Raw genomic sequence first — 13791 nt, 5'->3', positions numbered from 1 at the left:
AATCTTGAACCACGTCCGAGGGATGAAATGAACAGGACCCTCAAAAGCGGCAGTACACCGTTGTCGCAGGTATGCTGTTGGAGATGCTGATTGGCCCGGGAGAGTGTCATGAAACTGTTGGTCGTCGAAGATGAAGCGCTGTTGCGCCATCACCTGCAAACCCGCCTGACGGAAAGCGGTCACGTGGTCGAGTCCGTGGCCAATGCCGAAGAGGCGCTGTACCAGACCGGGCAATTCAATTTTGACCTGGCGGTGATCGACCTCGGCCTGCCGGGCATGGGCGGGCTCGACCTGATCCGCCAGTTGCGCCAGGACGGCAAGAGCTTTCCGATCCTGATTCTCACCGCCCGCGGCAACTGGCAGGACAAGGTCGAAGGCCTGGCCGCCGGTGCCGACGATTACCTGGTCAAACCGTTCCAGTTCGAAGAGCTTGAAGCCCGGCTCAATGCGCTGCTGCGTCGCTCCAGCGGTTTTACCCAGTCGTCCATCGTCGCCGGGCCGCTGCTGCTCGACCTCAATCGCAAGCAGGCGACCCTCGATGAACAGCCGCTGGCGCTGACCGCCTACGAATACCGGATTCTCGAATACCTGATGCGCCACCACCAGCAAGTGGTGCCCAAGGATCGCCTGATGGAGCAGCTGTACCCGGACGACGACGAGCGTGATCCGAACGTGATCGAAGTGTTGGTCGGGCGCCTGCGGCGCAAGCTCGAAGGCCCCGGCGGGTTCAAACCGATCGACACGGTGCGCGGCCTCGGCTACCTGTTCAATGAGCGCTGCACTTGATCCGTTCGCTTCGTGTTCGCTTGATGTTGGCCGCCACGACGCTGGCGGTGTTCTTCATGCTCGCCTTGCTTCCGGCGATGCAAGGGGCGTTCAGCCTGGCGCTGCAGGATTCCATCGAGCAGCGCCTGGCTTCGGATGTCACCACACTGATTTCTGCTGCACGGATTGAAAACGGTCGGCTGGTGATGCCGATGCAGTTGCCGGACGAGCGTTTCAACCTCGCCGACTTCCGTCTGCTCGGCTACATCTACGACCGCGAAGGTCATCTGGTCTGGCGCTCGAAAGCGACCCAGGAAGAGCAGATCAACTACAAACCGCGTTACGACGGAATGGGCAGCGAGTTCGCGCGGATTCGCGAAGCCAGCGGCCAGGAGTTCTTCGTCTACGACGTCGAAGTCAAACTGCTTGGCGGCAAGAATGCGGCGTTCAGCATCGTCGCGCTGCAACCGGTGCGCGAATACGAAACCACCCTCGAGGGCCTGCGGGAAAACCTCTACCTCGGCTTCGGCGCTGCGTTGCTGGTCTTGCTTTCGTTGCTATGGATCGGCCTGACCTGGGGTCTGAAAGCCTTGCGCCGACTCAGTCAGGAGCTGGACGAAATCGAAAGCGGCACCCGCGAAAGCCTCACTGAACAGCACCCCCGTGAGCTGCTGCGCCTGACCGGCTCGCTCAACCGCTTGCTGCACAGCGAACGTCAGCAGCGCAGCCGCTATCGAGACTCCCTCGACGATTTGGCCCACAGTCTGAAAACCCCGCTGGCGGTGTTGCAGGGTGTCAGCGAAGACATGGCCCAGCGCCCCGAAGATCGCGATCAGGCCTGGGTGCTGCAAGCCCAGATCGAACGCATGAGCCAGCAGATCAGCTACCAGTTGCAACGCGCCAGCCTGCGCAAAAGCGGTCTGGTGCGCCATCAGGTACGCCTGCGCCCGGTGCTCAAAAGCCTGTGCGACACCCTGGACAAGGTCTACCGCGACAAGCGCGTACGCGTGGCATTCGACCTGCCGGAACACTGTTACCTGCCGATCGAGCAGGGTGCCTTGTTGGAAATGCTGGGCAACCTGCTGGAAAACGCCTATCGCCTGTGCCTGGGCGAAGTGCGCATCAGCGTGCGCGAAACCCTGGCCGGGAGCGAGTTGTGCATCGAAGACGACGGTCCCGGTGTCCCGCAACACCAGCGAGCGCGGATCCTTGAGCGCGGTGAACGTCTGGATCGCCAGCACCCGGGACAGGGGATCGGTCTGGCGGTGGTCAAGGACATCATCGAAAGCTACAACGCCAAATTGACCCTGGGCGATTCGCCGATGGGCGGGGCGGCGTTCAGGATTCATTTTCCGGCGGTGTGATCGCCTACTGTTCCTGCGCCCGATAAGCCCCCGGCGTCAGCCCCGTCCACTTCTTGAACGCCCGATGAAATGCCGACGGCTCGGAAAACCCGAGCTGTTCGGCGATCTGTTGCAACGACAGATCGGCCCGCCCCAGGTGATAGATCGCAATGTCCCGGCGCAGCTGATCCTTCAACTCCTGAAAACTGGTGCCTTCCTCGCGCAAATGCCGGCGCAGGGTTTGCGGGCTGATGTGCAGATGCGCCGCCACGGCTTCCAGGTCCGGCCAGCGTGCGCTGTCATGACTGAGCAGGCGGCGCAATCGGCTGCTGAGGCTGTTGCCGTCGTCCGGGCGAGACAGCAGGTCGGCGGGGGAGCGTTCGAGAAAGTGCTTGAGGGTGCGCTCGTCCTGCAACAGCGGCATGTGCAGATAGCGACTGTGAAACACCAGACTGCTTTGCGGCGCCGAAAACGCCAGCGGGCACGAGAACAGCAAATCGTACTCCGCCCCGTGCGCCGGTTTCGGGTAGCTGAAACTTGCCTGTTCCAGGCGTATCCGCTGGCCGATCAGCCAACTGCCGAGGCGGTGCCAGATCACCAGCAGGCTCTCGGAGAGAAAGTGATCCGGGTCCCACAATTGCGAATCGTCGAGGCTCAGGCGCACCCATTCGTCTTCATGAGTCAGGCTCAGGCGCGGGGCCTCGGGGAATAGGCTATAAAACAATAAGCCGCGTTGCAGAGCCTTTTCCAGGCTGCGGCAATGGATGATGGCGTGGCACATCATGGCGAAACTGCCGGTCTTGCTGGGCGCGTTGCCGAAGCCCAGGCATTCGTCGTCCAGGGCCAGCCACAGGTTCTGGATCAGTTGGGTGAACAGTTCCGGGGCGATCCGCGCACGGGGCTCGTCGAGCAGTTCGGGACTGATGCCCAGTTGCAGCAGCAAGCCCGAATAATCGAACCCGCGACGGCGCGCGCCACCGAGGGCGGCACGGGCGAAATGACTGGCGATGGTGCGTTCGCGCATGGGGGGCAGATCCTTCCTCTGGCGACCGATGGTAGCCGGCGGCTCTGATCGGCAACAAGGCGGATTTCCGCCAAATTGTAGGACGAGAGCAGGTGGGTTGGCGGAAATCCGCCACACTTGAGTAACCGAATGGTGACACAGAAAAACCTGCATCCCCTGATATCAAAAGGCTTGCAGCGATTTGCACCAAAGTGGCACGACGTTTGCGATAAGAGCGACAGAAGCGTGCGCCGAGCCGGTCCGGAAAGCGTCGTTCGACACAACAAATCCCTCCAGTGCAGGAGGGTTCGCAATTCAAGTGTCGCGTTCAACAGATGGATGTTGCCACGCGGGACTCTTGAGGAACTTTGCAATGACGACTCGTCAGCCACTGTACAAATCCCTGTATTTCCAGGTGATCGTCGCAATCTGTATCGGTATTGCGCTCGGCCACTACTACCCGCAGTTCGGCGTGGCCGTTAAGCCACTGGGTGACGGGTTCATCAAACTGATCAAAATGATCATCGCTCCGATCATCTTCTGCACCGTGGTCAGCGGCATCGCCGGCATGCAGAGCATGAAGTCGGTCGGCAAGACCGGCGGTTACGCACTCCTGTACTTCGAAATCGTTTCGACCATCGCCCTGCTGGTCGGCCTGATCGTGGTCAACATCGTGCAGCCGGGCAACGGCATGCACATCGACGTCGCCACCCTCGACGCCTCGAAAGTCGCCACCTACGTGCAGCAAGGTGCTGACCAGAGCGTTGTCGGCTTCCTGCTCAACGTGATCCCGACCACCATCGTCGGCGCGTTCGCCACCGGTGACATCCTGCAAGTGCTGATGTTCTCGGTGATCTTCGGTTTCGCCCTGCACCGCCTGGGTGCCTACGGCAAGCCGATCCTGGACTTCATCGATCGCTTCGCCCACGTGATGTTCAACATCATCAACATGATCATGAAGCTTGCGCCGATCGGTGCCTTCGGTGCGATGGCCTTCACCATCGGCGCTTACGGTGTCGGCTCGCTGGTGCAGCTGGGTCAACTGATGGCGTGCTTCTACATCACCTGCCTGGCATTCATCCTGATCGTGCTGGGTGCCATCGCCCGCATGCACGGCTTCAGCGTGCTGAAGATGATCCGCTACATCCGTGAAGAGCTGCTGATCGTACTCGGCACTTCGTCGTCGGAATCGGTACTGCCACGCATGCTGATCAAGATGGAGCGTCTGGGCGCGAAGAAATCGGTAGTGGGTCTGGTGATCCCGACCGGTTACTCGTTCAACCTCGACGGTACTGCGATCTACCTGACCATGGCGGCCGTGTTCATCGCTCAGGCGACCGACACCCACATGGACATCACTCACCAGATCACCCTGCTGGTGGTGTTGCTGCTGTCCTCCAAAGGCGCCGCCGGTGTGACCGGTTCGGGCTTCATCGTGCTGGCCGCCACCCTGTCGGCGGTAGGTCACCTGCCGGTGGCCGGTCTGGCACTGATCCTGGGTATCGACCGCTTCATGTCCGAAGCCCGCGCCCTGACCAACCTGGTCGGCAACGCCGTTGCCACCATCGTTGTGGCCAAGTGGGTCAAGGAACTGGACACCGACGTACTGGACGCCGAGCTGGCCTCGGGCGGTCGCGGTATCGTCGACCAGCGTCACGAAGACGACCTGGGTGTGGCCGAAGGCCCGACCCCGAGCAATGTGAAGTAAGCATCGATTGAATGGAAAAACCCGCTTCGGCGGGTTTTTTCATGTCTGCGATTTAATTGCACGATTTGAGCACAACGGTCAGCGCAACTGACGCATCCGGTAATTGCCCCATCGTTCATGGCTGCCTAGGCTGCATGCATCGTTGATGGAGATCGCCCATGTCTGCACCGTTGGCCTCACTGAAGATTCTGGATTTCTCGACCCTGCTGCCGGGACCGTTCGCCTCGCTGTTGCTGGCGGACATGGGCGCCGAGGTGCTGCGCATCGAATCGCCGACCCGTCTCGACCTGGTGCGGGTGTTGCCGCCCCACGATCACGGGATTTCGGCCAGCCACGCCTACCTGAATCGCAACAAGCGCAGCCTGGCGCTGGATCTCAAGCAGCCCGAGGCGCTGGAGTTGGTGAAGCAGTTGCTGGCGGACTACGACATCGTGCTGGAGCAGTTTCGCCCCGGCGTGATGGAGCGGCTGGGGCTGGGCTACGAGGCGCTGAAGGCGATCAATCCGAAGCTGATTTATGTGTCGATCACCGGTTACGGCCAGACCGGGCCGTACAAGGATCGCGCTGGCCACGACATCAACTATCTGGCGCTAGCCGGGCTCTCCAGTTACACCGGGCGCGCCGACAGCGGGCCGTTGCCGCTGGGCATGCAGGTGGCGGATATCGCGGGTGGCTCGCTGCACGGGGTGATCGGCCTGTTGGCGGCGGTGATTTCTCGCCAGCAAACCGGGCAGGGCACACACCTGGACGTGAGCATGACCGACTGCGCTTTCAGTCTGAATGCCATGGCCGGTGCCGGGTATCTGGCCTGCGGCGAGGAGCCGGGCTGGGAGGACCAGATGCTCAATGGCGGCAGCTTCTACGACTGCTACCGCTCTCGCGACGGGCGCTGGATGTCGGTGGGCAGCCTGGAGCCGGCGTTCATGCAGCAACTGTGTGCGGCGCTGGGGCGGCCGGAACTGGCGGCCCAGGGTTTGTCACCCAAACCCGAGCAGCAACGTGCGCTCAAGGATGCCTTGAAGGTCGAGTTCGAGAAGCATGACTTTGCCGAACTGTGCGAGCTGTTCGTCGGGATCGATGCCTGCGTCGAACCGGTATTGAGCCTGGGCGAAGCGGTGCAGCATCCGCAGTTGCAGGCGCGGGAACTGGTGACGCAGGTGCCCCGTGGGGATGGCTCGTCACAGGCGCAGATCGCCTGCCCGCTGAAGTTCTCCGAGGCGTTGCCGGCGCCGCGACATGTCGGCGCAGCGCCGGGGCAGCATACGGATCAGGTGTTGGGGGAGTTGGGCTTGAGTGTTGAGCGCATTGCCGAATTGCGGCGAGCCAAGGTGATCGCCTGACTTACTCGACCCGCATCTCGCCACTGAACACCAATGTATTTCGGCATCGGCGGCACAAATACCGCCGTCCCTGCCGCACCAGACTATGGCGCTGGGCCGAAAACGGAAAATCACTGTCGGCACATGGGCATTTGTAGATATAGCGGGTCACGCTGCGGCGTTTGACTTCGTAGGTGTGGCAGCGGTCCGGCGGCAGCTCGTAAACGCCGCGCATGATCAATTGCCACTCCTCGCCATGGGGCTGGATACGGTCGCCGAACAGTTGATGGGCGATCAGGTGCGCGACTTCGTGGGCCACGGTCTGCTTGAGGAAATGCTCGGTGTTCTCCCGGTACAGCTGCGGGTTGAAGCGCAGCAGGTTCTCGTGCAGATGCGCGACCCCGGCTTTTTGCCCGCGCAGCTTGAGGCTCACCACGGGGCGTTTGAAAGGACGTTTGAAAAAGGATTCAGCGAGTTGGAAACAGTCTTCGACGCGGGTATTGAGTTGCTCGGGCATGCTTGATGGATCTCCAGAGAGTCGGAGTATGCCGCAACCGTCCGTCCTTGCGTATCGCCGAACTGCCGAATGGTCGTGGCGCTTTTCCCTGGCATGAGAAGGCCGCCTCGCGGCGGCCTGTGTTGGCGGATCTTGTTCTTCTCGGCGGTGCGGCCAGCTAATTTGTGTAGACGGGCCCCACGCCCAGTCCCCAGACAATCACGGTAAACGCCATGATGGCCACCAGCACCACCAGACCCACCGCCAGCACCGAGCTGGAAAACAGAAATCCCTCGTCAGACGGAATGTTCATGAAAGTCGGCAGCCCCACATACAGCAGGTACACCGTGTAGCAGATGGCCGCCGTACCGACGATCATCCCCAGCCACATATGTGGATACAACGCCGCCAGCCCGCCGACGAACAACGGTGTTGCGGTGTAGGTGGCAAACGCGACGCAACGGGCCAGGCTCGGGTTGGCGTCATAGGTGCGGGCCATCCAGTGCACGAAGGCCCCCATGACCGCGACCCCGCCGAGCATCGCCAGGTACGACATGATGGTCATCCACAACGCGCTTTCGACGGTGAGCATCACCGGGGCGCGGCTGCCGATGACCCAGCCGACCTGAGTCGTGCCGATAAACGCCGAAACAGCGGGAATCGCCGCCAGAATCAACGTGTGCGTCAGGTACATGTGGCTGATGCTTTCCTCTTGGTCGCCACGGATTTCCTTCCATTCCTGATCGGGGTGGGTAAAAAGTCCCACTACGTGATGGATCATGCCAGTCACTCCTCTCGTTATTGCCATCGCCCCCCAGCGGAGCGCCTACGGGCCAATGTGGCCGAGCAAATACAGGTCTTCAGATTGCGTGCGACCTTATGTCGCAGTATAGGAAGGTCTTAACCGCACAGGTATTGGGGTCTTAGAGCAAATCGCGCTGTAAACCGGCGAGGTAATCGCGTCGAGGTCTGTACGAACGGGCATTCGAGGGGGCGACAACCTGTGGCCACAACCCCGGTGTTTTTGCGTAAAATGCCCGCCTTTCGTCACACCTCACGGATTTCGCGTCATGGGCACTCTTACGGTCAACCAGAACAAACTGCAAAAGCGCCTGCGCCGCCTGGCCGGCGAAGCAGTCACCGACTTCAACATGATCGAAGACGGCGACAAGGTCATGGTCTGCCTGTCCGGAGGCAAGGACAGCTACACCATGCTCGATGTGCTGATGCACCTGCAGAAGGTTGCACCGATCAAGTTCGAGATCGTCGCCGTGAACATGGACCAGAAGCAGCCGGGCTTCCCCGAGCACGTGCTGCCGGCCTACCTGAAAGAGCTGGGCATCGAGTACCACATCGTCGAGAAAGACACGTACTCGGTGGTCAAGGAACTGATCCCGGAAGGCAAGACCACCTGCTCGCTGTGCTCGCGCCTGCGTCGCGGCACGCTGTACACCTTCGCCGACGAAATCGGCGCAACCAAAATGGCCCTCGGTCATCACCGCGACGACATCGTCGAGACGTTCTTCCTCAACATGTTCTTCAATGGCAGCCTCAAGGCGATGCCGCCGAAGCTGCGCGCCGACGACGGCCGCAACGTGGTGATCCGTCCGCTGGCCTACTGCAACGAGAAAGACATCCAGGCCTACTCGGACTTCAAGCAATTCCCGATCATTCCGTGCAACCTCTGCGGCTCCCAGGAAAACCTGCAGCGTCAGGTGGTCAAAGAAATGCTGGTGGACTGGGAGCGCAAGACCCCGGGCCGTACCGAGAGCATTTTCCGCAGCCTGCAGAACGTGATCCCGTCGCAACTGGCTGACCGTAACCTGTTCGACTTCACCAGCCTGAAGATTGATGAAACCGCCGCTTCGCGTTTCGTTAACGTGGTGAACCTGTAAGCGATCCGATCGCTTGAAAAAAAACGGCGCTCGCGGGCGCCGTTTTCAATTCGTTTTTTAGGAGAGGGCATGCGTGACTACAAGTGGCTGCACGAATACTGTCTGAACCGCTTCGGTTCGGCGGCTGAACTGGAAGCCCATCTGCCCGTTCCCAAGACCCCGGCGCAACTGCGCCAGATCAGCGACGATCGTTATCTCTCGACCATGGCCCTGCGGGTGTTTCGTGCCGGGCTCAAACACAGTCTGGTGGACGCCAAGTGGCCGGCCTTCGAGGAAGTGTTCTTCAAGTTCGACCCGGAAAAAGTCGTGCTGATGAGCGCCGAACACCTTGAGCGGTTGATGCAGGACGCGCGGATCATCCGTCACCTGGGCAAACTGAAAAGCGTGCCGCGCAATGCGCAGTTCATTCTGGACGTCGAGAAAGAGAAAGGCAGTTTCGGCGCGTTGCTGGCGGACTGGCCGGTGACCGATATCGTCGGCCTGTGGACCTACCTGAAAAAGCACGGCCACCAGTTGGGCGGGCTGTCGGCGCCACGCTTCCTGCGCATGGTCGGCAAGGACACCTTCGTGCCGAGCTACGATGTGGTCGCGGCGTTGAATGCCCAGAAGATCGTCGACAAGGCGCCGAGCAGTCTGCGGGATCTGGCCACGGTACAGAACGCGTTCAACCAGTGGCATGAAGAAAGCGGCGAGCGGCCGATGAGCCAGATTTCGATGATGCTGGCTTACACCGTCAACCATTGAGGCCGAGTGATCGTTCCCGCGCAAAACGTGGGAACGATCTTGGGACAGCTGTCAGGCGACGGAGACTTCGCCTTCGCCCGCCAGCTTGCGATTCAACTGATACCGCCAGCGCACATACAGCAACGCCGAGCAGAACACCGCCAGACTGGCGATCATCTCCAGCACGCCGAACAGCTGGCGGCTCGGGTCATACGCCGCCAGTGCGCCCTTGATGAAATACAGGTTCACTACAAAGCACATCCACGAATGCCCGCGTGTGCTGCCCATGATCATGCCCGGTGCCAGCACCAGCCACGGGATCAGTTCGATCAGCAGAATCACCCACGGCCGTGCGCCATGCAGGTCGGCGAACACCAGGTAATACGCGGCGAGCAGTCCGGCCAGACCGAAAAAGCACAGCAGACTGATCACCCGCATCGCCCGCACCCGTGGTTCCAGCCATTCGACGGCGGGCAGGACTTTCGGCTTTCGGGCCATCTCAGTTCCCCAGTTTCTTGGCCGTTTTGGCCAGGCGTGCGCCCAATGCGCGACACAGCGCCACTTCATGCTGATCGAGACCGCTTTTGCCGTCAGCCCCGGCGTGATGGCTGGCGCCGTACGGCGTGCCGCCGCCCTGGGTTTCCAGCAGTGCCGACTCGCTGTAGGGCAGGCCGGTGATCAGCATGCCGTGGTGCAGCAACGGCAGCATCATCGACAGCAGCGTGGTTTCCTGGCCGCCGTGCAGGCTGGCGGTGGACGTGAACACCCCGGCCGGTTTGCCGACCAGCGCGCCGGTCAGCCACAGGTTGCTGGTGCCGTCGAGGAAGTACTTGAGCGGCGCGGCCATGTTGCCGAAACGGGTCGGGCTGCCGAGGGCCAGGCCGGCGCAGTTCTTCAGGTCATCCAGCGTGGCGTACAGCGCGCCTTCATCGGGAATGTCCGGCGACACGGCTTCGCACTCGGTGGAAATGGCCGGCACGGTGCGCAGGCGCGCTTCGAGGCCCGCCTGTTCGACACCTCGGGCGATCTGCCGGGCCATCTCGTTGGTCGAACCGCTGCGGCTGTAATACAGAACCAGAATGTAGGGCGCACTCACGGCAACAGCTCCAGGATCTGCTCCGGTGGGCGGCCGATGACGGCCTTGTCGCCGGCTTCGAGAATCGGGCGCTCCATCAGCTTCGGATGTGCGGCGATGGCTTCGATCAATTGTTTCTCGGTGAGACTGGAATCGGCCAGGTTCAAGGTCTTGTATTCGTCTTCGCCGGTGCGCAGCAGTTGCCGGGCGCTGATTCCCAGCTTGCCGAGCAGGGCCTTGATCTGTGCGGCGTCCAGCGGTGTTTCGAGGTAACGCACCACGTTCGGCGTCAGGCCACGGGCTTCGAGCAGTTCGAGCGCACCGCGGGATTTCGAGCAGCGCGGGTTGTGATAAAGCGTCAGATCGGTCATGGGCGGGTCGCTTCTTGCGTAGAGTGGCGGCTATTCTAACTGTGCAGCGCGCAATCCAGAACCTTGGGAGGCGATGGGTCGCAGGCGCATTCAATTTTTCACAAGGAACACGACATGACACGGCGACTGGCAGCGGCATTGACGATCATCGGGGCGTTGATGCTGGGGGGCTGCGGTAACGACTACGGCATCGATCAGAACGGGCAGAAAGTCGCGTCCGAGCGCCTGGACAAGCAATGGGTGGTACTCAATTACTGGGCCGAATGGTGCGGTCCGTGCCGCACGGAAATCCCGGAACTCAATCATCTGGCCGAAGAACTCAAGGGCAAGAAGATCGGGGTGTTCGGGGTCAACTTCGACAATGTGCAGGGTGAGGAGCTGAAAGGTGCCAGCGAGAAACTCGGCATCAAGTTCACTGTGCTGGCGCAGGATCCGGCGGATCTGTTCGAACTGCCGCGCAGTGAGGCCTTGCCGGTCACCTACATCATCGACAACAAGGGCAAGGTACGGGAACAGTTGATGGGCGAGCAGACGGCGGCGGGGGTGATGGCGAAGCTTGAGGCGTTGAAGGCGACCAATTAAGGTTCGTTCCCACGCGGTGCGCGGGAACGATCAGAAGGCTTAGCCCTCTTCCAGCCACCAGCGCAACGGCTTGCCTTCGGCAGGCCAGAAGCGCATCTGCTCGATGGGCGAAACGTCCCAGCGCTCGACTTTCTCCAGGGCCTGCAGGAAACGCTGTTCCTGCTCCATCAGCGCTGGAGCGCAGAGTTTGCGGGTCTTGCCGATCTTGCCGAAGCTGAGCTTGTCGCCATCGAGGGTATAGGGCGCAAACCAGTGGTTGCAGCCGCCATTGCCGTAGGCCCGGCCATCCTCGCCGAGGGTCACGGTCAGGTGGCTGTAATCCATCAGTGGCCGCTCGCCGATCCATTCCAGGATGTAGCTGCGGTCCTGTTGCAGTTGCACAGGCTCCGCGGCGCAGCCCATCAGGCCGGCGCCGACAGCGGCGGTCAGGGCCAGGTGTTTCATCATGCAGGCTCCTGGCATTTCGGGCACAGGTGCTTGTCACCGACGGCTTTCCAGCCCAGCTCGGCGATGCGCGCCGTGGCGGCTGGTTTCTCTGCCGGTTTGCCGAGCTTGGCGTCTACCGCGAATTCGAAGCTCAGCTCCTTGGCGCAGCTGTCGCAGTTGACCTGCCAGGTGTGGATCGCCAGTTCGCCGAACACCGGGCCGGTGGTCATCGCGGTCCATTGACCCGGCGGGTTGATCAGATGGCGGACGGTATCGACGGTCAGGCGCATGGACAAGTCCTTGCTGCCCTTGAGGGTCACGACCAGCACGTCACCGATACGGATCGAGCCACCGTTGCCGGTGACCTGATAACGGCCCGGTACGAGGGCGCGGCATTCGGTGAGGGTGTGTTGCGGGTTCATCAGGGTGTAGCGGAAATCGTGTTCGACCATGGGTCCTCCAAATATGCGCGACATGCTAGCACGGGCTTGATTGCAGAATAACGCGCACGTGCGACCTTCGATCCGGTTCAAATCGACACCACAGTCGTGGCAAACTGCCGCCTTCATTTCTAAGGAACGGAACATGGCGCTGATCGAATGTTATGAATGCAAGCGGAGCGTGAGCTCCGAAGCCACGGCGTGCATTCATTGCGGGGCTCCGTTGACGGAGGCGCAGGCACCGGCCAGGGCGAGCGCCGGTGGATCAACGATTTCCTTTGGCAGTCTGCCCCGGAACAAGGCGGTTCCCGAAGCTTTCGTCGCAGCCCCCGCGCCTGCCCCGGAACCCAAGGTCATGCCCGCCGCTGCCGGACGCCGGCGCCGGCAACAGGCCGAGCAAGCGGCCGAACCTCGGCTGAATGCCGACGGCGTGCGTCCGGTCGAAGGCTGGTTGAAGATCATGGCGTTCCTGATGCCGATGATCTTTGTCTGGTTCCTGCTGCGCAGCGGTCACTCCCTCAAGCAGCGGCTATTCGGGTTCGGCTGGCTGGGGCTGCTGGTTCTCGCGTCCACGCTGTCCCCGTCCTGATACCCCTGACGTTTCAGCCTTCGACCTGGTTCTGCGGTGATCCCGCCGCCCAGGTCGCGATGTTATGCAGGGTGGTCGCGGCAATCGCCCCCAATGCTTCGCGGGTCAGGAACGCCTGATGCGCGGTAATGATCACGTTGGGAAAGGTCAGCAGTCGCGCCAGTACGTCGTCCTGTAACGGCAGGTCGGAACGGTCTTCGAAAAACAGCTGCGCCTCTTCTTCGTAAACATCCAGCCCCAGATAACCCAACTGACCGTCCTTCAGGGCGTCGATCAGCGCCGGGGTATCCACCAGGCCACCGCGGCCGGTGTTGATCAGCATCACGCCCGGCTGCATGTGCGCCAGCGAATCACGGTTGATCAGGTGCTTGCTCTGCTCGTTCAGCGGGCAGTGCAGGCTGATGATCTGCGATTGCTCCAGCAGTTGCGGCAGGCTCAGGTAGCGCGCGCCCAGGGCTTCGACGGCCGGGTTCGGATACGGGTCGAAGGCCAGCAGCTCACAGCCGAAACCGTGCATGATTTTCGCGAATGTCGCGCCGATCTGGCCCGTGCCGACAATGCCGACAGTCTTGCCCACCAGATCGAATCCGGTGAGGCCGTGCAGGCTGAAATCGCCTTCGCGGGTGCGGTTGTAGGCCCGATGCAGTCGGCGGTTGAGCGCAAGAACCAGCGCCACCGCATGCTCGGCCACCGCGTGGGGCGAGTAGGCCGGAACGCGCACGACCACCAGCCCCAGGCGTTTGGCCGCGTTCAGGTCAACATGGTTGTAACCCGCCGAGCGCAGGGCGATCAGCCGGGTTCCGCCGGCCGCCAGACGTTCCAGCACGGGAGCGCCGAGGTCGTCGTTAATGAAGGCGCAGACCACTTCGTGCCGGTCGGCCAGCGGTGCCGTGTCGAGACTCAGACGGGCCGGTTGAAAGTGCAGTTCGATGCCGGCCGGGCAGTCGACGGCAAGGAAACTGTCGCGGTCGTAGGTCTGGCTGCTGAAAACGATCGTGCGCATGCAATCCTCCTGAAGCATCGACGCGGGCGCGAATCACCCGCGACCACTGTAGC

At 61.6% G+C, this 13791-nt stretch carries 17 protein-coding genes; 8 read left to right on the top strand and 9 right to left on the bottom strand.

Going from position 1 to position 13791, the window contains the following annotated elements; translation table 11 throughout:
* The first annotated feature begins 108 nt into the window (after nt 1–108).
* Nucleotides 109–786: a response regulator gene (locus R1A29_RS20815; RefSeq protein ID WP_438299434.1), complete on the top strand. Its 678-nt coding sequence runs from the start codon at nt 109–111 to the stop codon at nt 784–786.
* The gene (locus R1A29_RS20810; protein ID WP_438299433.1) at nt 783–2129 is read left to right on the top strand and encodes an ATP-binding protein; all 1347 of its coding nucleotides are present in this window, start codon (nt 783–785) and stop codon (nt 2127–2129) included. Before R1A29_RS20815 ends, R1A29_RS20810 begins: the two co-directional genes overlap by 4 nt.
* Nucleotides 2130–2133: 4 nt before the next feature.
* Here R1A29_RS20810 and R1A29_RS20805 read toward each other — a convergent pair whose 3' ends face one another.
* Nucleotides 2134–3132 (bottom strand): AraC family transcriptional regulator, encoded by a 999-nt coding sequence (locus R1A29_RS20805; RefSeq protein WP_438299432.1) that lies wholly within the window; start codon nt 3130–3132, stop codon nt 2134–2136.
* A gap of 352 nt (nt 3133–3484) precedes the next feature.
* On the opposite strand from R1A29_RS20805, the gene R1A29_RS20800 reads away from it, so the two are divergent.
* Nucleotides 3485–4819: a dicarboxylate/amino acid:cation symporter gene (locus R1A29_RS20800; protein ID WP_085710993.1), complete on the top strand. Its 1335-nt coding sequence runs from the start codon at nt 3485–3487 to the stop codon at nt 4817–4819.
* 158 nt (nt 4820–4977) lie between these two features.
* The gene (locus R1A29_RS20795; protein WP_438299431.1) at nt 4978–6159 is read left to right on the top strand and encodes a CaiB/BaiF CoA transferase family protein; all 1182 of its coding nucleotides are present in this window, start codon (nt 4978–4980) and stop codon (nt 6157–6159) included.
* A 1-nt stretch (nt 6160) separates the two neighbouring features.
* Here the strand turns inward: R1A29_RS20795 and R1A29_RS20790 are convergent, their stop codons facing one another.
* Together R1A29_RS20790 and R1A29_RS20785 are read right to left on the bottom strand one after the other, a co-directional pair.
* Nucleotides 6161–6655 carry a SprT family zinc-dependent metalloprotease gene (locus tag R1A29_RS20790; protein ID WP_007957760.1) on the bottom strand — a complete coding sequence of 165 codons (495 nt, stop codon included), beginning with the start codon at nt 6653–6655 and terminating at the stop codon, nt 6161–6163.
* A 157-nt stretch (nt 6656–6812) separates the two neighbouring features.
* Nucleotides 6813–7415 carry a Yip1 family protein gene (locus R1A29_RS20785; protein WP_085710991.1) on the bottom strand — a complete coding sequence of 201 codons (603 nt, stop codon included), beginning with the start codon at nt 7413–7415 and terminating at the stop codon, nt 6813–6815.
* 289 nt (nt 7416–7704) lie between these two features.
* Here R1A29_RS20785 and ttcA point away from each other — a divergent pair, with 289 nt between their 5' ends.
* Nucleotides 7705–8529 carry a tRNA 2-thiocytidine(32) synthetase TtcA gene (ttcA, locus tag R1A29_RS20780; RefSeq protein ID WP_064598661.1) on the top strand — a complete coding sequence of 275 codons (825 nt, stop codon included), beginning with the start codon at nt 7705–7707 and terminating at the stop codon, nt 8527–8529.
* Between the two features lie 69 nt (nt 8530–8598).
* Nucleotides 8599–9273 carry a DNA-3-methyladenine glycosylase I gene (locus R1A29_RS20775; RefSeq protein WP_438299430.1) on the top strand — a complete coding sequence of 225 codons (675 nt, stop codon included), beginning with the start codon at nt 8599–8601 and terminating at the stop codon, nt 9271–9273.
* Between the two features lie 51 nt (nt 9274–9324).
* On the opposite strand, the gene R1A29_RS20770 is transcribed toward R1A29_RS20775, so the two are convergent.
* Genes R1A29_RS20770 through arsC form a run of 3 tightly spaced genes read right to left on the bottom strand, consistent with a single transcriptional unit; the run spans nt 9325 to nt 10698 of the window.
* Entirely contained in the window at nt 9325–9750 is a 426-nt protein-coding gene (locus R1A29_RS20770; RefSeq protein ID WP_305838382.1) for a DUF2069 domain-containing protein, read from the bottom strand.
* A 1-nt stretch (nt 9751) separates the two neighbouring features.
* Nucleotides 9752–10348, bottom strand: a complete 597-nt coding sequence (gene wrbA / locus R1A29_RS20765; RefSeq protein WP_438299429.1) for an NAD(P)H:quinone oxidoreductase — start codon at nt 10346–10348, stop codon at nt 9752–9754.
* Nucleotides 10345–10698 (bottom strand): arsenate reductase (glutaredoxin), encoded by a 354-nt coding sequence (gene arsC / locus R1A29_RS20760; RefSeq protein ID WP_438299428.1) that lies wholly within the window; start codon nt 10696–10698, stop codon nt 10345–10347. Before arsC ends, wrbA begins: the two co-directional genes overlap by 4 nt.
* A 114-nt stretch (nt 10699–10812) precedes the next feature.
* Between arsC and R1A29_RS20755 the strand changes: the two genes are divergently transcribed.
* Complete coding sequence (locus R1A29_RS20755; protein WP_114884832.1) at nt 10813–11280, top strand: TlpA family protein disulfide reductase; 468 nt, start codon at nt 10813–10815, stop codon at nt 11278–11280.
* Between the two features lie 39 nt (nt 11281–11319).
* Here R1A29_RS20755 and R1A29_RS20750 read toward each other — a convergent pair whose 3' ends face one another.
* Nucleotides 11320–11724 (bottom strand): META domain-containing protein, encoded by a 405-nt coding sequence (locus R1A29_RS20750; protein WP_085710985.1) that lies wholly within the window; start codon nt 11722–11724, stop codon nt 11320–11322.
* Nucleotides 11724–12158 carry a hypothetical protein gene (locus R1A29_RS20745; protein ID WP_007957770.1) on the bottom strand — a complete coding sequence of 145 codons (435 nt, stop codon included), beginning with the start codon at nt 12156–12158 and terminating at the stop codon, nt 11724–11726. Before R1A29_RS20745 ends, R1A29_RS20750 begins: the two co-directional genes overlap by 1 nt.
* A gap of 133 nt (nt 12159–12291) precedes the next feature.
* Here R1A29_RS20745 and R1A29_RS20740 point away from each other — a divergent pair, with 133 nt between their 5' ends.
* The gene (locus tag R1A29_RS20740) at nt 12292–12735 is read left to right on the top strand and encodes a hypothetical protein (RefSeq protein WP_438299427.1); all 444 of its coding nucleotides are present in this window, start codon (nt 12292–12294) and stop codon (nt 12733–12735) included.
* Between the two features lie 13 nt (nt 12736–12748).
* Here the strand turns inward: R1A29_RS20740 and R1A29_RS20735 are convergent, their stop codons facing one another.
* Nucleotides 12749–13738: a 2-hydroxyacid dehydrogenase gene (locus R1A29_RS20735; protein WP_438299425.1), complete on the bottom strand. Its 990-nt coding sequence runs from the start codon at nt 13736–13738 to the stop codon at nt 12749–12751.
* Between the last annotated feature and the right edge of the window lie 53 nt (nt 13739–13791).

It is taken from the genome of Pseudomonas sp. NMS19W, assembly GCF_051554255.1.
GTDB lineage: Bacteria > Pseudomonadota > Gammaproteobacteria > Pseudomonadales > Pseudomonadaceae > Aquipseudomonas > Aquipseudomonas kribbensis.
The sequence above is the reverse complement of the archived record's forward strand: the minus strand, read 5'-3'. Positions and strand labels throughout refer to the sequence as shown.

Coding starts and splice junctions, on each gene's coding strand:
- R1A29_RS20815 (WP_438299434.1), top strand. CDS start 109: ATGAAACTGTTGGTCGTCGAAGATGAAGCGCTGTTGCGCCATCACCTG.
- R1A29_RS20805 (WP_438299432.1), bottom strand. CDS start 3,132: ATGCGCGAACGCACCATCGCCAGTCATTTCGCCCGTGCCGCCCTCGGT.
- R1A29_RS20800 (WP_085710993.1), top strand. CDS start 3,485: ATGACGACTCGTCAGCCACTGTACAAATCCCTGTATTTCCAGGTGATC.
- R1A29_RS20795 (WP_438299431.1), top strand. CDS start 4,978: ATGTCTGCACCGTTGGCCTCACTGAAGATTCTGGATTTCTCGACCCTG.
- R1A29_RS20790 (WP_007957760.1), bottom strand. CDS start 6,655: ATGCCCGAGCAACTCAATACCCGCGTCGAAGACTGTTTCCAACTCGCT.
- R1A29_RS20785 (WP_085710991.1), bottom strand. CDS start 7,415: ATGATCCATCACGTAGTGGGACTTTTTACCCACCCCGATCAGGAATGG.
- ttcA (WP_064598661.1), top strand. CDS start 7,705: ATGGGCACTCTTACGGTCAACCAGAACAAACTGCAAAAGCGCCTGCGC.
- R1A29_RS20775 (WP_438299430.1), top strand. CDS start 8,599: ATGCGTGACTACAAGTGGCTGCACGAATACTGTCTGAACCGCTTCGGT.
- R1A29_RS20770 (WP_305838382.1), bottom strand. CDS start 9,750: ATGGCCCGAAAGCCGAAAGTCCTGCCCGCCGTCGAATGGCTGGAACCA.
- arsC (WP_438299428.1), bottom strand. CDS start 10,698: ATGACCGATCTGACGCTTTATCACAACCCGCGCTGCTCGAAATCCCGC.
- R1A29_RS20755 (WP_114884832.1), top strand. CDS start 10,813: ATGACACGGCGACTGGCAGCGGCATTGACGATCATCGGGGCGTTGATG.
- R1A29_RS20750 (WP_085710985.1), bottom strand. CDS start 11,724: ATGAAACACCTGGCCCTGACCGCCGCTGTCGGCGCCGGCCTGATGGGC.
- R1A29_RS20745 (WP_007957770.1), bottom strand. CDS start 12,158: ATGGTCGAACACGATTTCCGCTACACCCTGATGAACCCGCAACACACC.
- R1A29_RS20740 (WP_438299427.1), top strand. CDS start 12,292: ATGGCGCTGATCGAATGTTATGAATGCAAGCGGAGCGTGAGCTCCGAA.
- R1A29_RS20735 (WP_438299425.1), bottom strand. CDS start 13,738: ATGCGCACGATCGTTTTCAGCAGCCAGACCTACGACCGCGACAGTTTC.